General features: G+C 71.2%; 22 protein-coding genes and 1 riboswitch. Of the genes, 15 read left to right on the plus strand and 7 right to left on the minus strand.

The genetic code is table 11. From position 1 onward, the window contains the following. Nucleotides 1-32: 32 nt before the first annotated feature. The 4 genes from ACZ7L4_RS16250 to ACZ7L4_RS16265 all read left to right on the plus strand — a co-directional run bounded on the left by ACZ7L4_RS16250 (nt 33) and on the right by ACZ7L4_RS16265 (nt 3,902). Nucleotides 33-698, plus strand: a complete 666-nt coding sequence (locus ACZ7L4_RS16250; RefSeq protein ID WP_472103000.1) for a class I SAM-dependent methyltransferase — start codon at nt 33-35, stop codon at nt 696-698. 22 nt (nt 699-720) lie between these two features. Beyond that, entirely contained in the window at nt 721-1,761 is a 1,041-nt protein-coding gene (locus ACZ7L4_RS16255) for an N-acetylmuramoyl-L-alanine amidase (protein ID WP_472103002.1), read from the plus strand. A gap of 128 nt (nt 1,762-1,889) precedes the next feature. Beyond that, a complete protein-coding gene (locus ACZ7L4_RS16260) occupies nt 1,890-2,756 on the plus strand; it encodes a hypothetical protein (RefSeq protein WP_472103004.1) in 867 nt (288 codons plus the stop codon). A 135-nt stretch (nt 2,757-2,891) separates the two neighbouring features. Next, nucleotides 2,892-3,902 (plus strand): LLM class F420-dependent oxidoreductase, encoded by a 1,011-nt coding sequence (locus ACZ7L4_RS16265; protein ID WP_472103006.1) that lies wholly within the window; start codon nt 2,892-2,894, stop codon nt 3,900-3,902. A gap of 4 nt (nt 3,903-3,906) precedes the next feature. Here the strand turns inward: ACZ7L4_RS16265 and ACZ7L4_RS16270 are convergent, their stop codons facing one another. After that, nucleotides 3,907-4,437, minus strand: coding sequence for a hypothetical protein (locus tag ACZ7L4_RS16270; protein ID WP_472103008.1), 531 nt, complete (start codon nt 4,435-4,437; stop codon nt 3,907-3,909). A gap of 150 nt (nt 4,438-4,587) precedes the next feature. On the opposite strand from ACZ7L4_RS16270, the gene ACZ7L4_RS16275 reads away from it, so the two are divergent. Beyond that, entirely contained in the window at nt 4,588-4,884 is a 297-nt protein-coding gene (locus tag ACZ7L4_RS16275) for a hypothetical protein (RefSeq protein WP_472103010.1), read from the plus strand. A gap of 4 nt (nt 4,885-4,888) precedes the next feature. On the opposite strand, the gene ACZ7L4_RS16280 is transcribed toward ACZ7L4_RS16275, so the two are convergent. The 3 genes from ACZ7L4_RS16280 to ACZ7L4_RS16290 are packed head-to-tail and all read right to left on the minus strand — an operon-like array spanning nt 4,889 to nt 8,018. Further along, nucleotides 4,889-5,959, minus strand: coding sequence for a prenyltransferase/squalene oxidase repeat-containing protein (locus ACZ7L4_RS16280; protein WP_450814025.1), 1,071 nt, complete (start codon nt 5,957-5,959; stop codon nt 4,889-4,891). Then, complete coding sequence (locus ACZ7L4_RS16285; RefSeq protein WP_472103012.1) at nt 5,956-6,696, minus strand: class I SAM-dependent methyltransferase; 741 nt, start codon at nt 6,694-6,696, stop codon at nt 5,956-5,958. The genes ACZ7L4_RS16280 and ACZ7L4_RS16285 overlap by 4 nt, the downstream gene beginning before the upstream one ends. Further along, on the minus strand, nt 6,690-8,018 hold the full coding sequence (locus tag ACZ7L4_RS16290) for a glycosyltransferase family 4 protein (protein WP_472103014.1): 1,329 nt from the start codon (nt 8,016-8,018) through the stop codon (nt 6,690-6,692). Before ACZ7L4_RS16290 ends, ACZ7L4_RS16285 begins: the two co-directional genes overlap by 7 nt. 177 nt (nt 8,019-8,195) lie before the next feature. Between ACZ7L4_RS16290 and ACZ7L4_RS16295 the strand changes: the two genes are divergently transcribed. Next, complete coding sequence (locus tag ACZ7L4_RS16295) at nt 8,196-8,822, plus strand: TetR family transcriptional regulator (protein WP_472103016.1); 627 nt, start codon at nt 8,196-8,198, stop codon at nt 8,820-8,822. 30 nt (nt 8,823-8,852) lie between these two features. Here the strand turns inward: ACZ7L4_RS16295 and ACZ7L4_RS16300 are convergent, their stop codons facing one another. Further along, nucleotides 8,853-9,086, minus strand: a complete 234-nt coding sequence (locus ACZ7L4_RS16300) for a ferredoxin (RefSeq protein ID WP_472103017.1) — start codon at nt 9,084-9,086, stop codon at nt 8,853-8,855. A 2-nt stretch (nt 9,087-9,088) separates the two neighbouring features. Then, nucleotides 9,089-10,555 (minus strand): aldehyde dehydrogenase, encoded by a 1,467-nt coding sequence (locus tag ACZ7L4_RS16305; protein WP_472103019.1) that lies wholly within the window; start codon nt 10,553-10,555, stop codon nt 9,089-9,091. 178 nt (nt 10,556-10,733) lie between these two features. Between ACZ7L4_RS16305 and ACZ7L4_RS16310 the strand changes: the two genes are divergently transcribed. The 9 genes from ACZ7L4_RS16310 to ACZ7L4_RS16350 all read left to right on the plus strand — a co-directional run bounded on the left by ACZ7L4_RS16310 (nt 10,734) and on the right by ACZ7L4_RS16350 (nt 19,762). Beyond that, a complete protein-coding gene (locus ACZ7L4_RS16310; RefSeq protein WP_472103021.1) occupies nt 10,734-11,792 on the plus strand; it encodes an MBL fold metallo-hydrolase in 1,059 nt (352 codons plus the stop codon). A 145-nt stretch (nt 11,793-11,937) separates the two neighbouring features. Beyond that, nucleotides 11,938-12,183 carry a hypothetical protein gene (locus ACZ7L4_RS16315; RefSeq protein ID WP_472103023.1) on the plus strand — a complete coding sequence of 82 codons (246 nt, stop codon included), beginning with the start codon at nt 11,938-11,940 and terminating at the stop codon, nt 12,181-12,183. A gap of 14 nt (nt 12,184-12,197) precedes the next feature. Beyond that, nucleotides 12,198-13,361, plus strand: coding sequence for a flotillin family protein (locus ACZ7L4_RS16320; protein ID WP_472103025.1), 1,164 nt, complete (start codon nt 12,198-12,200; stop codon nt 13,359-13,361). Nucleotides 13,362-13,455: 94 nt separating this feature from the next. Next, a riboswitch (adenosylcobalamin-variant (AdoCbl-variant) riboswitch) is annotated at nt 13,456-13,531 on the plus strand. A 103-nt stretch (nt 13,532-13,634) separates the two neighbouring features. After that, a complete protein-coding gene (locus ACZ7L4_RS16325; protein ID WP_472103027.1) occupies nt 13,635-14,849 on the plus strand; it encodes a prenyltransferase/squalene oxidase repeat-containing protein in 1,215 nt (404 codons plus the stop codon). Continuing rightward, nucleotides 14,846-15,520 (plus strand): SCO2322 family protein, encoded by a 675-nt coding sequence (locus tag ACZ7L4_RS16330; RefSeq protein WP_472103029.1) that lies wholly within the window; start codon nt 14,846-14,848, stop codon nt 15,518-15,520. The genes ACZ7L4_RS16325 and ACZ7L4_RS16330 overlap by 4 nt, the downstream gene beginning before the upstream one ends. 3 nt (nt 15,521-15,523) lie before the next feature. Next, on the plus strand, nt 15,524-16,657 hold the full coding sequence (locus ACZ7L4_RS16335; RefSeq protein WP_472103031.1) for an energy-coupling factor transporter transmembrane component T: 1,134 nt from the start codon (nt 15,524-15,526) through the stop codon (nt 16,655-16,657). Next, entirely contained in the window at nt 16,654-18,294 is a 1,641-nt protein-coding gene (locus ACZ7L4_RS16340; protein ID WP_472103033.1) for an ABC transporter ATP-binding protein, read from the plus strand. The genes ACZ7L4_RS16335 and ACZ7L4_RS16340 overlap by 4 nt, the downstream gene beginning before the upstream one ends. Further along, a complete protein-coding gene (locus tag ACZ7L4_RS16345) occupies nt 18,291-19,136 on the plus strand; it encodes an ECF transporter S component (protein WP_472103034.1) in 846 nt (281 codons plus the stop codon). The genes ACZ7L4_RS16340 and ACZ7L4_RS16345 overlap by 4 nt, the downstream gene beginning before the upstream one ends. A gap of 215 nt (nt 19,137-19,351) precedes the next feature. Further along, nucleotides 19,352-19,762 (plus strand): aggregation-promoting factor C-terminal-like domain-containing protein, encoded by a 411-nt coding sequence (locus ACZ7L4_RS16350; protein ID WP_422407075.1) that lies wholly within the window; start codon nt 19,352-19,354, stop codon nt 19,760-19,762. Nucleotides 19,763-19,942: 180 nt separating this feature from the next. Here ACZ7L4_RS16350 and ACZ7L4_RS16355 read toward each other — a convergent pair whose 3' ends face one another. Further along, nucleotides 19,943-21,112 carry a steroid 3-ketoacyl-CoA thiolase gene (locus tag ACZ7L4_RS16355; protein WP_472103036.1) on the minus strand — a complete coding sequence of 390 codons (1,170 nt, stop codon included), beginning with the start codon at nt 21,110-21,112 and terminating at the stop codon, nt 19,943-19,945. Between the last annotated feature and the right edge of the window lie 203 nt (nt 21,113-21,315).

Here is a 21,315-nt window from a genome sequence, read left to right on the forward strand (position 1 = left end):
GGCCGCCGTCCGCGTAGGGCAGAGTGAGCGGCATGAGCATCACAAGCCGCAGCCACAACCCCGCCCCGGACGTCCTTGCCGCCTTCGAGGCGGCCAAGGGATTCATGCCGCGCGGTGAGGGGCTCGCGCTGTACGCCGCCGCCGTCGAGGCAGCAGCGCTCGGGCTGCCGCTCCTGGAGGTCGGCACGTACTGCGGGCGCTCGACGATCCTGCTCGCCGACGCCGCGCGCGCGGCCGGGGTCACGGCGCTCACCGTCGACCACCACCGGGGCAGCGAGGAGCAGCAGCCGGGCTGGGACTTCCACGACCCCGAGACGGTCGACCCCGAGGTGGGACTCATGGACACGCTCCCCACCTTCCGGCGCACGCTGCACGCGGCGGGCCTGGAGGACCACGTGGTCGCGCTCGTCGGAAAGTCGCCGCGGGTCGCGAAGGCCTGGGGCGGAAAGCTCGGGCTCGTCTTCATCGACGGCGGGCACACCGACGAGCACGCCACCGCCGACTACGAGGGCTGGGTGCCGCACGTCGCCGAGGGCGGCCTCCTCCTCATCCACGACGTCTTCCCGGTGAAGCACGACGAGTGGACGGGACAGGCGCCGTACCGCGTGTACCAGCGGGCACTCGCATCCGGGGCGTTCACCGAGGTCTCTCAGTGCGACTCGCTGCGCGTCCTGCGTCGAAGTGGCGCCGGGATCTGAGCGCGCGGTTAAGGTCGGAAACGTGTCGTATGTAGGTCCGGAACCCGATGGCTTCGATCCCGACGGCTGGGACGGCCGGGGCGGGGCGCCACGCCGCCGCTTCGGCGGGCGTCCCGTGCTCGTCACCTTCGCCGCACTGGTGCCGACGGCGCTCGCGGCGTGGCTGGTGTGGCAGGTCGTGAGCGGGCCGGGTGAGAGCGAGCCGCCCAAGGTGCTGCCCGCCCCCGGCCAGTCCTCGACCGGCTCGCCCTCGCAGGACGGTTCACAGGAGGCCAAGGAGTCGAGCGCGGCGCCGTCGAAGTCCGGGGAGTCGAAGTCGCCGAAGGGGTCCGCCTCCCCCTCGAAGTCGAAGTCCGAAAAGGCCGCCCCGAAGCCCGCCGGCGGCTCGGGCCCCCTCAAGGGCAAGGTCGTCGTCATCGACCCCGGCCACAACCCGGGCAACTTCAAGCACACCACCGAGATCAACCGGTCGGTGAACGTGGGCAACGGCTCCAAGGAGTGCGACACCACGGGTACGTCGACGAACGCGGGCTACACCGAGGCCCGGTTCACGCTGGACGTCGCGAAGCGCATGCGGACGCTCCTCGAACGCCAGGGCGCGACCGTCCAATTGACCCAGAGCGGCGACCGCGCCTGGGGCCCCTGCGTCGACGAGCGCGCGGAGATCGGCAACACCGCGAAGGCCGACGCCGTCGTCTCCGTGCACGCGGACGGCTCGGGCCAGGGCAACCGCGGCTTCCATGTGATCCTTCCCGCATCCGTGCGCGCGGGAGCCGCCGACACCACCCCGATCGTGAAGCCCTCGCGCGACCTCGGCGAGCGGATCGCGGGCAACTACCTGAAGGCCACAGGCCAGCCCCCGTCGAACTACATCGGCGGCGGAACGGGCCTCGACACCCGCAGTGACCTGGGAGGACTCAACCTTTCCAAGGTTCCGAAGGTCTTCATCGAGTGTGGCAACATGCGGGACTCGCAGGACGTCGAGCGACTGACCTCGGGCGCCTGGCGACAGAAGGCGGCGCAGGGCATCTCTGAGGGAATCGTGAGTTTCCTCGACGGGTAAATGTCACCCTGTGGATCTCGGCAGACACTCCCCGGACCCGGGCGATAGTGTCCTCCGTAGGATGTGGGGCCACCCCTGCGCATTGCGCCGCCTCCACCGATGACCGGACGACTGACGAAGGACTTGAAGTGAATATCCGCTCCCTCACTCGAGGCGACGGCGTGGTGATCGGAGCAGCGGTGTTGCTGTTGATCGCCTCGTTCCTCGATATCTACTCGTACGACGGGGCGCCCGACAGCGTCGAGTTCCCGAACTCCTGGGAGAGCGGCCCGCTTCTCATGAGCGTGGTGCTCGCGGGCATCATCGGCGCCGCGCTCATCGTGGTCGGCCGCGGCATGCCGGAGTCCCGCAAGGTCGCGGGCATCGACCTCGGTCAGTTCGGCATCGCGGCGACGATCCTGGCGGCCTGGGCGGCGCTCGCCAACGTCTTCGACCCGGCCGGCGGCATCGACAACATGGGCAGCGGCGCGTCCGACGGCCCGACCGCCGGCATCGGTCTCATCCTCAGCCTCGTCGCCACGCTCGTCATGGCCGCCGCCGCCATCGCCACCCCCCTGGTCCCGGCCCTCAAGGGCGCCCTCCTCGGTGCCCCGCGCCCGCAGCAGCCGCAGCCGTACGGCGGTCAGCCGCAGCAGGGGTACGGCTACCCCGGCGCCCAGCAGCAGCCCGGTGGTCCCGGCCAGCAGCAGCCCTACGGTGCGCAGCAGCCGGGCCCGGGTCAGCAGCAGCCGTACGGCGGTCAGCCGCAGCAGCAGGGGGCTCCGGCGCCGCAGGCCGCCGCGCAGCCGCCGGCCGCGGACTTCTCGCCGTTCTGGTTCGCCGTGCCGGTGCCGCGTCCGCTCTTCGCGGAGGACGGCTCGCAGGCGCAGATCGCGGAACTGGCGCCCGGTACCTGGTACTTGGCGGTCGAGCAGCGGGGCCCCGGCCTCGTCGCGCAGACCCAGGACGGCCGCCGCGGTGTGCTGCAGGACACCTCGGGGATCCAGCGCGGCTGACCCGATCGCATTACGGGGATCAAGCAGTTCAAGGCCCCTCGCCCGTCTTCCGGGCGAGGGGCCTTTCGCGTACAGTCGCGCACCGGAAGCTGAACTGACGGGTCATCAGTTACGTCATCGGTTATGGGGGCGCGCATGCGGCTCGGAATCGCACTCGGCTACTGGGGTCGCGGACCGAACCCCGATCACCTGCAACTCGTGCGGGACGCCGAGGAGTTGGGCTACGACTCGGTGTGGACGGCGGAGTCCTGGGGCAGCGACGCGTTCACCCCGCTCACCTGGTTCGCCGCGCACACCTCGCGGATCCGGCTCGGCACGGCGATCGCGCAGATGGCCGCCCGCTCCCCCACAACGACCGCGATGCACGCGCTCACCCTGGACCACCTCTCGGGCGGCCGGATGATGCTGGGCATGGGGCTGTCCGGGCCGCAGGTCGTGGAGGGCTGGTACGGGCGCCCGTTCCCCCGCTCCCCGCTCACGGCCACCCGCGAGTACGTGGACGTCGTACGGCAGGTGCTGCGGCGCGAGGGGCCGGTGGAGGTGGACGGGCGATTCCACGCGCATCCGTATCGCGGCGAGGAGGGGACCGGGCTCGGAAAACCCCTGAAGCCCATCACGCACCCCCTGCGCTCCGACCTGCCGATTCTGCTCGGCGCGGAGGGCCCGAAGAACATCGCGCAGACCACGCGGATCGCGGACGGCTGGCTGCCGCTGTACTGGTCGCCGACGCGGACGGACGTGTACGAGGCGTCGCTCACGGACCTGCCGGAGGGCTTCACCATCGCGCCCATGGCCCGCGCGAAGGTCTGCGACGACGTCGCCGAGGGGCTGCTCCCGGTGAAGGCGATGCTCGGCTTCTACATCGGCGGCATGGGCCACGCGACCCGCAACTTCCACGCCGACCTCATGGCGCGCATGGGGTACGAGACCGAGGCCCGGCACATCCAGGACCTGTTCGCCGAGGGGCGCAGGGAGGAGGCCGTGCTTGCCGTGCCGGACGCGTTCGCCGACGAGATCTCGCTCGTGGGACCGCGCGAACGGATCGCGGAACGCCTGGAGCTGTGGCGCAAGGGCCCGGTGACGGACCTGTTGGTCCTGTCCCCGGACCCGCACACGATGCGCGTCCTGGCGGAGCTGAACTCGTAGCCCCCTACGAGCCCTTCGTGAGCTGCGAGGCCGACGGGACCTTGTTGGTCACCTCGGCGCCCGCGCTCTTGCCCGCGTCCTTCACGCCGTTGATGACGTCGTCGAAGGAGGAGGTCACGTCGCCGAGGCCCTCGCCCTTGCGGAGCTTGGTCGACAGGCCCTTCAGCGACGCGATGCCGGCCGTCAGCGGCCCGACCGCCTTGGAGAGTGTCGGGTCGCCCTTGGCGTTCTTCGTCGCGGCGTTGAGCCGGTTGTACGTGAACGCGCCCGCGAGCCCCGCCTTGATGAGCGCGAACTTCCGGCCGTCCGCACCGGCCTTGAACTTGCCCGCACGGTACGGCTTCACGATCCACTGGTAGGTGGCACCGGCCGCGAGCCCCGCGTTCGCCGCGAACCGGGTCTTGGCGAACTTCTGCTTCTCGGCCTTCGTGGTGGCGCTCGACGACGCCTTGGTCGCGGACGCCGAGTCGCTGTCGGAGCCGCACGCGGTCGCGCCCGCGAGCAGCGCGCCGCACAACAGCAGGGCCGTGAGCATGCGTCGTACGGGAAGAGAGGAACGGGTTACCACCGACTGCCTCCGGGTCTCGAGTGGCACTCGTCGCAGCGTCACCCGGCCGCTGCGCATGCGCCACTTGAGGGAGCCCGTACGGGTTTCACCGGGTCCTGAGGGGTAACCCGGATCGACATGTCTGCGAATCGGCATTACCGAGGGACCAACGAGGCCGCCCGGATCGTGGCGATCGTCGCCGATGCACTGGCCCTGATCCTGGGCCTGTGGATCCTGATGTACCTCCTGGACGCGAACCGGGGCAACGACCTGGTCCAGTTCGTCCACGAGGTCTCGGCCTGGCTGGCCGCCTGGTCGCACGACCTGTTCACCTTCGACGCGACCTGGGCCCGCGTCGTCGCCGGCTACGGCCTCGCGGCCGTCGTCTACCTCTTCGTCGGCCACGCCATCGCCAACCGCCTGCGCCGCTACTAGCGGTCTAGCAGCAGTCCGGCTCGACACCCGTCGGGAGCAGCTGGCCGCCGAAGACGGAGCAGGTGGCCTCGTCGCCGCCGAGGGCCGCCACCGCGAGCAGCACCGAGCCCGCGGTCCACGTGGTCAGTTCCTCCGGCCAGATGGCCTTGTCGTCGAACACGTAGCCCGTCCAGTACAGGCCGGTCTTCGGGTCGCGCAGGTGCTGGATGTCCTGGAGGATCTCGAGCGCCCAGTCGGACTCGCCCATCGCCCAGAGCGCGAGGGCGAGTTCGGCGCTCTCGCCGCCCGTGACCCAGGGGTTGGGGTCCACGCACCGCACGCCGAGCCCGGGGACGACGAAGGTGTCCCAGGACTCCTGGATGCGGGCCTTCGCCTCGGCGCCGCGCAGAGCGCCGCCGAGGACCGGGTAGTACCAGTCCATCGAGTAGCGGTTCTTGTCGAGGAAACGCTCGGGGTGGCTGCGGATGGCGTGCCCGAGCGCGCCGAGCGCCAACTCCCAATCGGGCTGCGGCTCTTCGCGCTGTTCGGCAATGGCGAGCGCGCAGCGCAGCGCGTGGTGGATGGACGAACTGCCGGTGAGGAGCGCGTCGTTGACCGGCGTACCGTCGGCCTCGCGCTTCCAGCCGATCTGGCCGCCGGGCTGCTGGAGGCGGAGCACGAACTCCGTCGCCGCGCACACGGCGGGCCACATGCGGTCGAGGAAGGCGTCGTCACCGGTGGAGAGGTAGTGGTGCCAGACGCCGACGGCGATGTACGCCACGAAGTTGGACTCGCGGCCGTGGTCCGTCACGTCGTGCGGGTCGCCGTCGCGGTAGGCGGCGCACCAGGAGCCGTCCTCGTCCTGGTGCCTGGCCAGCCACTCGTAGGCCCGCTCGGCGGCCTCGTGCTCGCCGGCCACGTCGAGGGCCATGGCGGCCTCGGTGTGGTCCCACGGGTCGAGGTGATGCCCGCGGAACCACGGGATGGCGCCGTCGGCGCGCTGCACGGCGAGTATCCCCGCGACGGTCTGCGCGGCCTGATCCGCCGTCAGCACACCGGGGAGTACGAGGAGTTCGGTCCGCTCCGGGCTGCTCACTCAGCGGCCCCGTCGGCCTTCGGCAGGTGCGGCTTCGTGGCGTACGCGACGAAGCTCTTGCCGACGACGGGGTTGAGGAGCCCTTCGGCGACCCGCGTCAGCGCGGGCTTCTTCATGATGTCCCAGACCAGGAGCTTGTGGTACGCCTTCACCGGCAGCGCCTTGTCGTTGTCGACGCCGAAGGCGCACTTGAGCCACCAGTACGGGGCGTGCAGCGCGTGCGCGTGGTGCGTGCCGTACGGCTTGAGTCCGGCCTCGCGCATCTTGCCGAGGAGCTCGTCGGCCTTGTAGATGCGGATGTGCCCGCCCTCGACCTCGTGGTACGCGTCGGAGAGCGCCCAGCAGACCTTCTCGGGGCCGTAGCGCGGCACGGTGACCGCGATCCGGCCGCCCGGCTTCAGCACGCGCACCATCTCGGCGAGCACCCCCTTGTCGTCGGGGATGTGCTCCATCACCTCGCTGATGATGACGACGTCGAACGACTCGTCGGGGAAGGGGAGTTGGAGCGCGTCACCCTCCATCGCCGTCGCGGTGGCGCCCGCGGGGGCCTCGCCGGCCTCCTTCATCGCGGCGAACCACTTGGCGACCTCGGCGATCTCTTCCTTGTTCTGGTCGAGCGCCACGACCTGCGCCCCGCGCCGGTAGCACTCGAACGCGTGCCGTCCGGCCCCGCACCCGAGATCGAGGACGCGGTCGCCCGCGGCGAGCGGGAAACGGGTGAAGTCGACGGTCAGCACGTGGCCCTGCTTTCCTGGGGGGTTTCGGTGACAACTTCGGTGCGCGCGGGGCCGGTCGGCCGCGGCGCGGCCCCCATCGCCTCGCGGTAGAGCTCTGCGGTGCCCTGAGCGGCACGGGCCCAGGTGAAGCGTTCCAGGACGCGGGCGCGGCCGTCCGCCCCGAGCCTGGCGCGCAGTTCACGGTCGCCGAGCAGCCGGCCGAGAGCCGCGGCGAGCGCGCCCGCGTCGCCGGTCGGCACGGCCAGACAGGTCTCGCCGTCGGGACCCGCGACCTCGGGGATCGCGCCGCCGGTGGTGGCGACGAGCGGGGTGCCGGTGGCCATGGCCTCGGCGGCGGGCAGCGAGAACCCCTCGTACAGCGACGGCACGCAGGCGACCTGCGCCGAGCGCACGAGGTCGACGAGCTCCTCGTCGGTGATGCCCTTGACGAACTCGACGGCGCCTTCCAGGCCGTAGCGCGCGATGGCCTGCGCGACCGGGCCCTCCTCGGGCCGCTTGCCGACGACGACGAGGTGCGCGTCGGGCTGCTCGGCCCGCACCTTGGCGAGCGCCTCGACGAGGAAGACGAGCCCCTTGAGCGGCACGTCGGCGCTGGAGGTCGTCACGATCCGGCCCGGCACCTCGGGCACCGCCGGATTCGGCGAGAACAGGTCGGTGTCGGCGCCGATGTGCACGACGTTGATCCGCCCGGGACGCACGCCCAGGTCCTTGACGATCTCGTCGCGGGACGTGCCGGAGACGGTGACCACGGACGGCAGCCGGCGCGCGACCCGCTTCTGCATGCGCGTGAACGCGTACCAGCGGCGCTTGGACATCCGCTGCTGCCAGTTCTCGGCGGCGTCCAGCTCCAGCTGCCGGTCCACGGTGATCGGGTGGTGGATGGTGGTGACCAGCGGGCTGCCGATGTCCCCCAACAGCCCGTAGCCGAGCGTCTGGTTGTCGTGCACGACGTCGAACTCGCCGCGTCTGGCCCGCAGATGACGGCGGGCGCGCAGCGAGAACGTCAGCGGCTCGGGAAAACCGCCGGTCCACATGGTGCCGACCTCGAGCGCGTCGACCCAGTCGCGGTACTCGCCGGGCTTGGGTGTACGAAAGGGGTCGGGGCTGCGGTACAGGTCGAGGCTCGGCAGCTCGGTGAGCGAGAGCCCCGCCAGGTCCTCGCCCTCGTCGAGCACGGGGTACGGCTGGGAGCCGATGACCTCGACGCGGTGCCCGAGCCGGACCAGCTCCCGCGAGAGGTGCCGGACGTACACGCCCTGACCACCGCAGAACGGGTTGCCTTTGTACGTGAGGAGAGCGATACGCAAGGACTCCGCGGTCACTCCAGGCCACCCTTCTTCCTGCTTGCCCGTGGACACTACGTGGGGACGCTAATCTAGAACAAGTTTCAGACTTGATCGTTCAAGAGCATCGAATCTACCGGCTGGTAGCCGGGCCGTAAGGGGTGGATCAGGTGATTCACGCCACGGCCGGCCCCACGGGACACGGAAAGCTTTCTGATGACAGCTCCGGACGCGAGAACCACCACCCGTACGACCCCCGCGCTCACTGAGCGTCAGGAGGCCAGGCGCCGTCGCATCCTGCACGCCAGCGCGCAGCTCGCGGCGCGCGGCGGCTTCGACGCGGTGCAGATGCGGGAGGTCGCCGAGTCGTCCCAGGTCGCGCTCGGCACGCTGTACCGCTACTTCCCGAGCAAGGTGCACCTCCTGGTCGCCACCATGCAGGACCAGCTCCAGCACATGCACACGACGGTCCGCAAGCGGCCGCCGTCCGGCGACAGCCCCGCGGAGCGGGTGGCCGAGACGCTGATGCGGGCCTTCCGGGCGCTGCAGCGCGAGCCGCATCTGGCCGATGCGATGGTGCGGGCGCTGACCTTCGCGGACCGCAGCGTGAGCCCCGAGGTCGACCAGGTGTCCCGGCAGACCACGGCGATCATCCTCGACGCGATGGAGATCGACGACCCGACCCCGGAGCAGTTGTCCGCGGTGCGGGTCATCGAGCACACGTGGCACTCCGCGCTGATCACGTGGCTCTCCGGCCGCGCCTCCATCGCCCAGGTCAAGATCGACATCGAGATGGTGTGCCGCCTGATCGATCTCGCCCATTCAAGCCCCCGCGGCGATTGAGCGGCGGGGCTTGAATGGTGCAGCCCCGCCCTAGTCCTCCGGTGGGAAGACGACCTCCCCCGTGTCCAGCAGCGTGACGGTGATCGCCTCCACGGGGCACCCTTCCGCCGCCGCGAGGACCCGCTCGTTCGCGTCGCCGTCCGCCTCCACGGGGTGGGACTGCCGCGCGGTGTCGAGCCGGAACCCGTCCGGCGCCGCGTTCACGCACATCGCGGAGCCGATGCACACGCTCCGGTCGACCTCCACATGCCACCGGTCACCCATGCTCAGTTCGCCTCCGGCTCGTAGCCCGCGGGCAGGTGGATCATCTTGTGCTCGAAGTACTCCCCGTACCCCTCGGGCCCGAACTCCCGGCCCAGACCGGAGTTCTTGTAGCCGCCGAACGGCCCGAGCATGTCGAGGCTGAACGTGTTCACGCTGTACGTGCCCGTACGCACCTGCCGCGCGATGTCGACGCCGTGCGCGGTGTCCGCGGTCCACACGCTGCCGCTGAGGCCGTAGTCGGAGTCGTTCGCGATCTTGACGGCCTCGGCCTCGTCCCCGTACGGCAGCAGACAGATGACCGGGCCGAAGATCTCCTCGCGGGCGATGCGCATGGAGTTGTCGACGTCGCCGAAGAGGGTCGGCTCGACGTACCAGCCCTGCTCGAATCCCTTCGGGACACCGCCGCCGGTGAGGATCTTGGCGCCCTCGTCCTGGCCGATGCGGATGTAGTCGAGGGAGCGCTGCTGCTGGCGCTGGGCGACGAGCGGGCCCAGTTCGGTCGCCGGGTCGAGCGGGTCGCCGACCTTGAGCGCGGAGGCCGCGCCGGCGAAGGCGTCGGCGAACTCGTCGTAGCGCGAGCGCGGGACGAGGATCCGGGTCTGCGCCACGCAGGCCTGACCGTTGATCATCCAGGCGAACGGGACGATGCCGGAGACCGCGGCGCCCGCGTCGGCGTCCTCCAGGATCACGGCGGCCGACTTGCCGCCGAGTTCGAGGGTGACGCGGGTGAGGTTGCGGGACGCGACCTCCATGACGCGCTTGCCCGCGGCGACGGACCCGGTGAAGGAGACCTTGTCGACGCCGGGGTGCCCGACGAGGTACTCGCTGACCTCGCGGTCGGCGGGGAGGATGGAGAGCACGCCCTCCGGAAGACCGGCCTCGGTGGCTATCTCGGCGAGCAGATACGCGTCGAGCGGCGTCTCCGGCGAGGTCTTGAGGATCACCGGGTTGCCCGCGAGCAGCGCGGGCGCGAGCTTCGCGGCGGCGGTGAACTGCGGGACGTTCCACGGGACGATCGCCGCGACCACGCCCACCGGCTCGCGCCGCACGAGGAGCTTGCCGAGGGCGCCGTCGCGGGTCTCCTCGTACGTGAAGTTGCGGGCGACGTTGATCGCGGAGTCCCAGACCATCATCGCGGCGAGCGCCTGCACCATGACGCCCGAGGTGTACGGGGTGCCGTTCTCGCTGCTGATGACGCGGGCGATCTCCTCGTGCCGCACCGCGAACGCGTCCTTGATCTTCGTGATGACCTCGATGCGCTCGTCGAGGCTCATCCGCGGCCAGGGGCCCTCCTCGAAGGCGCGGCGGGCGACGGCGACGGCCCGGTCGACATCGGCGGGCGCGGCGTGCGGCACCCGGCCGAAGACCTCGCCGGTGTGCGGCGAGACGACCTCGATGACCTCCCTGCCGAGCGGGTCGGTCAACTCCCCGCCTATGAACAGCTGTCCGTATTCCGCGAGCTCGGTCATGGCTGGCATCCTCACGCACGACATTTCTGACGGTGTTTCAGAACTGATACCAGTTCTAGTTGCGATCCGGAAGGGTGGTACGCACCCCGAAAGTCGTGTGCTCGGGCGACCATTGAAACGAGTTCTACAAGTTCCCGTACAGTGGCGGCAGTTCGGCTGGAGCGGCGGAGGGTGTCCGATGGCAGAGGCGACGCAGGTGACCGACCACAGCGGGGGTGTGCACAGCATCCGTGTGCCGATCCCCGACAACCCGCTCGGCTACACCCTCGTCTACCTGGTCGACACCGACGCGGGCCCGGTCCTCATCGACACGGGCTGGGACGACCCGACGTCCTGGGACGCGCTGACGACGGGCCTGGCCGCCTGCGGCACGCGCGTCGAGGACCTCACCGGCGTCCTCATCACCCACCACCACCCGGACCACCACGGCCTGTCGGCGAAGGTGCGGGAGGCGTCCGGCGCCTGGATCGCGATGCACGAGGCGGACACGGCGGTGGTCCGGCGCACCCGGGAGAACAAGCCGGCGCGCTGGTACGCGTTCATGGTGGCGAAGCTGGTCGCGGCCGGTGCGCCCGAGGAGCACATCGCTCCCCTGATCGCGGCCCGCGACTCCGGCAAGCCGCGCGAACTGCCCGGCTTCGCCCCCGCGTTGCCGGACCGCACCATCACCCCCGGCGACCTCCTCGACCTGCCGGGCCGCAGGCTGCGCGCGATCTGGACGCCGGGCCACACCCCCGGGCACGTGTGCCTGCACCTGGAGGAGGACCACCCCTCGGGCCGCGCGGGCAACGGCCGCCTCTTCTCTGGCGACCACATGCTGCCCGGCATCACCCCGCACATCGGCCTGTACGAGGACCCGGACGACGCCACCGTCACGGACCCGCTCGGCGACTACCTCGACTCGCTCGAACGGGTGGGGCGGCTCGACCCGGCGGAGGTCCTCCCGGCGCACCAGCACACGTTCACCGACGCCCCGGCCCGCGTACGGGAGTTGCTCGACCACCACGAGGAACGCCTCACCGGCCTGCTCACCCTCCTCGCCACGCCCCTCACCCCGTGGCAGCTCGCCGAACGCATGGAGTGGAACCGCCCGTGGTCCCAAATCCCGTACGGGTCAAGGACGATCGCGGTGTCGGAGGCAGAGGCCCACCTGCGCCGCCTCCAGAAGTCGGGCCGGGTGGAACAGGTCCCGGACACGGACCCGGTGACGTACCGCTCAAGCCCCGCCGGCGATTGAGGCGCGGGGCCCGGGGCAGAGCCCCGCGACCGCAACCCCGGTGCGGCGGATCTTTGCCGTGCCTTCATCGAAGGTGCGCCCGCAGAGGCGTATCTTCGGCCCCCAAGGGCTCTCACGAGCTGGAACGACAAGGGGGCGCCCGCCGATGACGCCGGACGAGGCAGTGGTCGGCCGAACGGGGAAGCTGGTCATCGGCACGCGTGGAGCCGGCGGTCCGGGCGAGGTGTTGGTGCAGGTCAGGGGCGGAACCGAGACCTTTCTGGCGTACTCGGACGAGCCCCTGGAGCGGGGCGCCACCGTGCTCGTGATCGAGTCCCGCGGGAGCCGGCAGGTCGTGGTCATGGCCTGGTCCGACCCACTTCTCTCCGGTGGCGAGGGCGACGCCCGCTAAGGAGACGTACAGGCATGTTCGGATATCGCGTTCCCGCACCCGACGAGGCGATGCTGATCTCGGGCGGCAGGCGGGGACTTGGGGGAGCGCCGTTCCGCGTCGTCACCGGGCACGGGAAGTTCGTGCTCCCCGTGTTCCGCAAGACCCGCTTCCTGTCGCTCGCGATGAGCGAGTCGGAGGTCGTCGAGAAGTGCGTGACCCGGCAGGGCATCGCCCTGACCGTCCGCGCGGTCATCGCCTTCAAGGTCGGCAACGACCATGAGTCGATCGTCAACGCCGGTCAGCGCTTCCTCTCCGACCAGGACCAGATGTCGGTCCTCACGGGGCGCATCTTCGCCGGTCACCTGCGCTCGATCATCGGCTCGATGACGGTCGAGGAGATCGTGACCGAGCGGCAGAAGCTCGCCACGGAGGTCCTCGACACGTCGAAGGCGGAGATGGCGAAGATCGGCCTGCACGTCGACTCGCTGCAGATCCAGTCCATCGACGACGGCCAGACCGGTTACATCGAGGCGATGTCGCGCCCGCACAAGGCCGCCATCCAGCGGCAGGCACAGATCGCGCAGGCGCAGGCCACGCAGGCCGCGGCGGAGGCCGAGCAGGCGGCGGCCCGCAAGCAGGCCGAGTACGCGCGGGAGACCGCGGTCGTGCAGGCCGAGTACAACGCCGAGGTCGACCGGGCCAAGGCGCAGGCCGACCAGGCGGGCCCGCTCGCGCTCGCGCACGCGCAGCAGGAGGTCCTCGCGGCGCAGACGGAACTGGCCATGAAACAGGCCGAGTTGCGGGAGAAGCAGCTGGTGTCGGAGATCGTCAAGCCGGCCCAGGCCGACGCGGAGCGCATCCGTGTCCTGGCCCTCGCCGAGGCCGAGCGGATGAAGATCCAGGCCGAGGCGGCGGCGTCGTACGACCGGGTCGCCCTCGACCGCATGCTCATCGACCAGCTCCCGCAGATCGTGAAGGAGGCCTCGGCGGGCCTCGCCGGGGCGAACGTCAACGTTCTGAACGGCGCGGACGGCCTGGGCGAGATCGCGGCGGGCCTGGTGGGCCAGGGCCTGACCATCCTGGACTCGGTCCGCAAGAACCTGGGCGGGGAGGGCGGCGACGACGTCGGCTCGACGATCGAGCGCTATGTCGGCGCTCCGCGCGGCAACGACGACGGCCCGGTGGACGTCCGGTGAGTCATTCAAGCCCCGCCGGCGATTGAGGCGCGGGGTCCGGGGCAGAGCCCCGCGGCCGCAACGGCGTCGCCGGGTACAGTAAAGACGTCGTCAGTACGTACGTACGAGGGGAAGCCGGTGCAAATCCGGCGCTGACCCGCAACCGTCACAGCCGGAATGCCTCGTACGTACCTGCTCGGCTCAGGACCGTCGAGGAATACGGAGCCGGAGCCGCCCGGTGCCCCCGCGTGCCGCGCCGCCCCGCTCCCCGCAGGGAGAGGCATCCGCCCCACCATGAACATTCGCCGCAGCGCCGCGCTCGTCGCCGCGACCGTCGCGATCGGCGCCATGGGCGCGCAGGCCGCGAGTGCCTCTCCCTCGCCGAAGACGGCTCTCCCTTCGGGCCTCTACGGCAAGGGCGACCCCACGTACGACGGGGTCTGGCGGCAGTCGCTCGCGCTCGTCGCGCAGGACACGGTGGGCGTGAAGCCCGCGAAGAAGGCCGTCGACTGGCTGGCCGGGCAGCAGTGCGAGAACGGCGGCTTCGCCGCGTACCGCGCCGAGCCCACCAAGCCCTGCGACTCCAAGACCAAGATCGACAGCAACGCCACCGCGGCCGCCGTCCAGGCGCTCGCCGCGGTCGGCGGCCGGGACGGCGAGGTCGCCTCGGGCGTCGCCCTGCTGAAGAAGAACCAGAACGCCGACGGCGGCTGGGGCTACAACCTCGGCATGGACAGCGACGCGAACTCCACGTCCGTCGTGCTCGGCGCGCTCGCCGCGGCCGGCGAGAAGCCGTCCGAGGTCAAGTCCGGCAAGGGCAGGACCGGCGCCGACGCCCTCGCCTCGCTCGCCCTCCCCTGCTCCAAGGGCAAGGACGGCGGCGCGCTCGCCTACCAGCCCGACAAGAAGGGCGAGCTCGCCGCGAACGCCGACGCCACCGCCGCCGGTGTGCTCGGCGCCCTCGGCACCGGCTTCGCTCCCGGCAAGGGCAAGGCCCCGGACGCGTACACCTGCGAGGACGGCAAGAACGCCGAGGCCGTGGCGCACAACGGCGCCGTCTACCTCCAGAACCAGCTCGACACCCACCTCTACCTGAAGTCCCAGCTGGCCGGCTCCACCGACCAGCCCGACTACGGCAACACCGCGGACGCGGTCACCGCCGTCGCCGCGGCCGAGGGCGTCAAGGCCACGAAGGACTCGTACACCTGGCTGGAGAAGAACGCGAAGGGCTGGGCGTCGCAGACCGGCCCGGCCGCCTACGCCGAGCTGATCTTCGCCGCGCACGCCACCGGCAACGACCCCCGCGACTTCGGCGGGACGGACCTGGTGAGCGCCCTCAACAAGACGGGCCCGGAGCCCGCCTCCACCAAGTCATCGGACTCCGCCTCGGACTCGGACGAGAAGAAGGACGACGGCGGTGGCGCCAACTGGTGGATCATCGGCGTGATGTTCATCGCCGCCGTGGGCGCCGGTTTCCTGCTCAGCGGCCGCAAGAAGCAGCAGCCGTGACCGCGCGCAGGTCGGCCGGGCTCGGCGGGCTCGTCCTCGCACTGCTCGGCGCACTGCTCGCCCTGACCGTCGCCCCCGCGCAGGCGGCCGGGTACCGGTACTGGTCGTTCTGGGAGCGGGACTCCCACAACGCATGGACGTACGCGACGGCGGGCCCCTCGCAGGCCAAGCCGGAGGACGGGGACGTGCAGGGCTTCCGGTTCGCGGTGAGCGCGGACTCGAAGGACGCGAAGCAGCCGCGCGGCGCGGCGTCCTTCGGCGACATCTGCGCCGATACGCCCGCCAAGGACGGCAAGAAGCGCGTCGCGCTCGTCATCGACTCCGGCACGGCGGCCGACGCCCCGTCCGGCGAGACCCCGCCGAAGCCGCGCACCGCGTGCGCGCAGGTCGCCGAGGACGCGACGAGCGCCGACGCGCTCGCCGCCGTCGCGAAGCCGCTGCGCTACGACAGCAGCGCGATGCTGTGCGCGATCTCGGGCTACCCGAAGGCGGGCTGCGGCGAGCAGGTGTCCTCGTCGAAGGACCCGGACAAGGCGTCCAAGACGGAACAGCCCGCCGCGAAGGACTCCGGTTCGGACGGCGGCCCCTCCGTCGGCCTCATCGCGGGCATCGCCGTGGTCGTCGTGCTCGGCGTCGCGGCCGGCGTGCAGGCCCGACGCCGCCGCGGCTGACGCATGGCCGCCTCCCAGCTCCGCGCCCCTCGGGCCCACCGCTCCAACTCGCTGCACCCGGGCGCCTGGTGGATCTGGGCGCTCGGCCTCGGCACGGCCGCGTCCCGCACCACGAACCCGCTGCTGCTCGCGCTGCTGATCGGCGTCGCCGGGTACGTGGTGGCGGCGCGCCGCACCGAGGCGCCGTGGGCGCGTTCGTACGGGGCGTTCGTGAAGCTGGCGCTTGCCGTGCTCGGCATCCGCCTGGTCTTCGCGACGCTGCTGGGCTCGGCGATCCCGGGCACCCATCTCCTGTTCACGCTGCCCGAACTGCCGCTGCCGGACTGGGCGCAGGGGGTCCGGATCGGCGGCCCGGTCACCCTCGAAGGCCTCGTCTTCGCGCTCTACGACGGCCTGAAGCTGGCCACCCTCCTCATCTGCGTGGGCGCGGCGAACGCGCTCGCCTCCCCGTCCCGGCTGCTCAAGTCGCTGCCCGGCGCGCTGTACGAGGCAGGGGTCGCGGTCGTCGTGGCGATGACGTTCGCCCCGAACCTGGTCGCGGACGTCCGCAGGCTGCGGGCGGCGCGACGGCTTCGCGGCCGCCCGGACAGCGGTCTGCGCGGGCTGCTCCAGGTCGGCCTGCCGGTCCTGGAGGGCGCGCTGGAGCGCTCGGTCTCGCTGGCCGCCGCCATGGACGCGCGCGGCTACGGCCGCACCGCCGAGGTCCCACGCGCGGTCCGCCGCGCGACGGCCGCGCTCACCCTTGGCGGCCTGATCGGGGTGTGCGCGGGAACGTACGGACTGCTGGCGTCCGCCGGCTCCGGCTACGGACTTCCGGTGCTCCTTGCCGGGGTCGCCGCCGCGCTCGGCGGGCTGTGGCTCGGCGGCCGCCGCACGGTCCGCACCCGCTACCGGCCCGATGTGTGGGGCGTCCGGGCCTGGCTGGTCGCGGCGTCGGGGGCGACGGCCGCGGCGACGATGATCTGGGCCGGAACGCAGAACCCGGCGGCCCTGCAACCCCCCGTGGTCCCGCTCGCGGCGCCGGAACTGCCGCTGTGGCCCGCGTCCGGCATCCTGCTCGGCCTGCTCCCGGCCTTCCTCGCACCTGTTCCCGACAAGCCCGTTCCCGACAAGCCGACGGAGGCGTCGTCGTCATGATCCGCTTCGAGGACGTCTCCGTGACGTACGACGGCGCGCAGGCGCCCACGGTCCGCGGCATCCACCTCCACGTGCCCGAGGGCGAGTTGATGCTGCTCGCCGGCCCGTCGGGGGTCGGCAAGTCGACGCTCCTCGGTGCGGTGAGCGGGCTCGTGCCGCACTTCACCGGGGGCACGCTGGCCGGGCGGGTCACGGTGGCAGGCCGCGACACCCGTACGCACAAGCCGCGCGAACTCGCCGACGTCGTCGGCACGGTGGGCCAGGACCCGCTCGCGCACTTCGTGACGGACACGGTGGAGGACGAACTCGCCTACGGCATGGAGTCGTTGGGCCTGACGCCGCCGGTCATGCGCCGCCGCGTGGAGGAGGCCCTCGACCTCCTCGGCCTCGCGGACCTGCGCGACCGCCCGATCTCGACGCTCTCGGGCGGCCAGCAGCAACGCGTCGCGATCGGCTCCGTCCTCACCCCGCACCCCCAGGTCCTCGTCCTCGACGAACCGACGTCCGCCCTCGACCCGGCAGCGGCGGAGGAGGTCCTCTCGGTCCTGCAACGCCTGGTCCACGACCTGGGCACGACGGTCCTGATGGCCGAACACCGCCTGGAGCGCGTCATCCAGTACGCGGACCAGGTGGCACTGCTGCCGGCCCCGGGCGAGCCCCTCCAGGTGGGCACCCCGTCCGAGATCATGGCGATCTCCCCCGTGTACCCCCCGGTGGTAGGCCTGGGCCGGGTGGCGGGCTGGGACCCGCTGCCCCTGACAGTGAGAAATGCACGTAGGGCAGCGGGAGCTCTCAAGGAGCGGCTCCGACAAGGCCAGGTCCGGCAAAATCAAGCCCCTGCGGCGATTGAGCAGCGGGGCCCGGGGCAGCGCCCCGCGACCGCAACCCCTCTGGCCGCAACGAAAAACCTGGCCATACGCAGAGGCCGCATCGAAGCCCTCCGCCACATCAACCTCACGGTCACCCCCGGCGAGGTACTCGCCCTCATGGGCCGCAACGGCGCAGGAAAATCCACCCTCCTCTCCACCCTGGTCGGAATGATCAAGCCGACCTCCGGCACGGTCACGGTCGGCGGAGCCACCCCGCACAAGACCACCCCCCGCGACCTCATCCGCAAAGTCGGCCTCGTCCCCCAGGAACCCCGGGACCTGCTCTGCGCGGACACGGTGGCGGCCGAGTGCACCGCCGCGGACAAGGACGCGGGCGCCGCCCCCGGCACCTGCCGCGCCCTGCTCACCGACCTGCTCCCCGGAATCGCCGACGACACCCACCCCCGGGACCTCTCGGAGGGCCAGCGCCTCACGCTCGCGCTGGCCATCGTGCTGACGGCGGCCCCGCCGCTGCTGCTCCTCGACGAACCGACCCGCGGCCTCGACTACGCGGCGAAGTCCCGCCTCGTCGCGATCCTGCGCGACCTCGCGGCCGAGGGCCACGCCATCGTCATGGCGACGCACGACGTGGAACTGGCGGCGGAGCTGACCCACCGCGTGGCGATCCTCGCGGACGGCGAGATCGTGGCGGACGGCCCCACCCCCGACATCGTCACGTCGTCCCCGTCCTTCGCCCCGCAGGTCGCGAAGATCCTGGCGCCGCAGCGCTGGCTCACGGTCTCCGAGGTACGGGAGGCGCTGGCATGACGGCGGCCACGACGCCACCGGCCGCCACGGGCCGAGCGAACCCGGTACGCCTCGGCCCCCGCTCCATCGCCGCGCTGCTCCTGGTCAGCGCCGTGGGCGTGGTCGGCATCGGCTGGCCGCTGATCACCGGCCCGGGGTCCCAGGTGAACGCGCACGCGGCGGACGCACCGTGGCTGTTCGCGGCGCTGCTCGTGCTGCTGGTCGCCGTGGTCGCGGCGACGATCTCGGAGTCCGGGATGGGCCCCAAGGCGGTGGCGATGCTCGGCGTGCTGGCCGCCGCGGGCGCGGCGCTGCGGCCCATCGGCGCGGGGACGGCCGGCCTGGAGCCGATGTTCTTCCTGATGGTCCTGAGCGGGCGGGTCCTCGGTCCCGGCTTCGGCTTCGTCCTGGGGTCCCTCAGCATGTTCACCTCGGCGCTGCTGACCGGGGGCGTGGGGCCCTGGATGCCGTTCCAGATGCTGTCGATGGGCTGGTTCACGATGGGCGCGGGGCTGCTGCCGGGCGTCCGGTCGCTGCGCGGCCGGGCCGAACGCGTGATGCTCGCGGCCTACGGCTTCCTGGCGGCGTTCGCGTACGGAACGATCATGAATCTGGCGGGCTGGCCGTTCATGAACGCGCTGGCCTCGTCCGTGGCGTACCAGCCGGATGCCGCCCTGCACGAGAACCTGGCCCGCTTCCTCGCCTACTGCGCGGCCACCTCGCTCGGCTGGGACCTGGGGCGGGCCGCGCTCACCGTCGTCCTGACGCTGGTCGTCGGCGGCGCCGTGCTCAAGGCGCTGCGGCGGGCCACGCGGCGGGCCGCCTTCGAGGCCCAGGTCACATTCGACGACCCGCGGGCGTGAGGCCACCCACATGACCCACGTCACGTACTAAGCGGGACCGTAGTCCTGCGGCGCACCCGCCTTAGGCCACACAACGGACATTTAGCCCACACGCCACCACATCCGACTTTCCTTAGTAAACACCGACATTGCTTAAGCCCCCGGTGTTTGTTTCTGTGGAGCAACCGCAAGGCGCCAAGCCCTGCATCCCCCTGCCTCCCACGGAAGGTTCCGTTTTGACCGCCACGCTCCTGCGCCGCATCGCCACTCCGAAGAAGGCCATCGCCGGCGTCACCCTCGCCGCCGCCACGACCGGTTTCCTCTTCGCATCGGCTCCGGCCCAGGCCGCGTCGACGTCGGGTTCGGCGAAGGCCATCGCCCAGCAGAAGATCTCGAACTCGGCGGAGTTCAGCTGCTTCGACAAGATCGTGTCCCACGAGAGCGGCTGGAACCCGAACGCGACGAACGCGTCCACCGGTGCGTACGGCCTGGTCCAGGCGCTTCCGGCCAACAAGATGGCGTCGTCCGGCTCCGACTGGAAGACGAACCCCGAGACCCAGATCGACTGGGGCGTCAAGTACATGAACGACCGCTACGGCAGCGCCTGCGGCGCGTGGTCCCACTGGCAGTCCAACGGCTGGTACTGATCGCCTCCGGCGCTCAACCGGTCACATCCCCTGCGGCGCTTCCCATCAAGCCCCCGCGGCGATTGAGCGGTGGGGTCCGGGGCAAAGCCCCGAGTCGTCAACCCCGTGTGGGTTGCGGTCTCGGGGCTCCGCCCCGGACCCCGCTGCTCAATCGCCGCAGGGGCTTGATTTGCTGCACCGCTACAGCCGCTGGATGATCGTGCCGGTCGAGAGCGCGCCGCCCGCGCACATCGTGATCAGCGCGAACTCCTTGTCGCGGCGCTCCAGTTCATGCAGCGCCGACGTGATCAGCCGCGCCCCCGTCGCCCCGACGGGATGACCGAGGGCGATCGCGCCGCCGTTCACGTTGACCTTCTCCAGGTCCTGCTCGAAGACCTGCGCCCAGCTCAACACCACCGAAGCGAACGCCTCGTTGATCTCGACGACGTCGATGTCCTTCAAGGCCATCCCCGCCTTGCCGAGCACCGCCCGCGTCGCGTCGACCGGCCCGTCCAGGTGATAGTGCGGGTCCGCCCCCACCAGCGCCTGCGCCACGATCCGCGCCCTCGGCCTCAGCTTCAGCGCCCGCGCCATCCGCTTCGACGCCCACATGATCGCGGACGCCCCGTCGGAGATCTGCGAGGAGTTGCCCGCCGTGTGCACGGCCGTCGGCATCACCGGCTTGAGCTTCGCGAGGCCCTCCATGCTCGTGTCGCGCAGCCCCTCGTCACGGTCGACGAGCCGCCACATCCCCTGCCTCGCGGCCTGCTCCTCCTCCGTGGTGGGCACCTGCACCGCGAACGTCTCGCGTTTGAACCGCTCCTCGGCCCACGCGGTGGCGGCCCGCTCCTGGGATATGAGCCCGAGCGAGTCCACGTTCTCCCGGCTCAACTCCCGCCTGCGCGCGATGCGTTCGGCGGCCTCGAACTGGTTCGGAAGATCCACGTTCCACTCGTCCGGGAACGGCTTGCCGGGCCCGTGCTTCGACCCCGAGCCGAGCGGCACCCGTGACATCGCCTCGACGCCACAGCTGATCCCCACGTCGATGACGCCCGCCGCGATCATGTTGGCGGTCATGTGCGAGGCCTGCTGGGAGGAGCCGCACTGGCAGTCGACCGTCGTCGCGGCCGTTTCGTACGGCAGACCCATCGTGAGCCACGCCGTGCGCGCCGGGTTCATGGACTGCTCGCCCGCGTGCGTGACCGTGCCGCCCACGATCTGCTCGACGCAGTCCGGCTGGATGCCGGTGCGGCCGAGGAGTTCGCGATAGGTCTCGCCCAGCAGATAGGCGGGATGCAGATTGGCCAGCGCGCCGCCGCGCTTGCCGATCGGGGTGCGTACGGCTTCGACGATGACGGGCTCGGCTGCCATGACCTACGTCCTCTCCAGGATTCCCGGACCAGCGCGACCAGAACTGGACGAACCACACGACGGACCCCGTGCGCACGAAACTAGAACGCGTACCAGTTCTGCTTGCAGTCTCATCGCCCTTACCCCCGGTACGCAAGGGGCGTGCACGCACATCGCACCGAACCGACACGACCGGGGGCCTTGCTACTTCTAGAACCCGTTAT

The organism is Streptomyces sp. NPDC107575 (genome assembly GCF_055657265.1).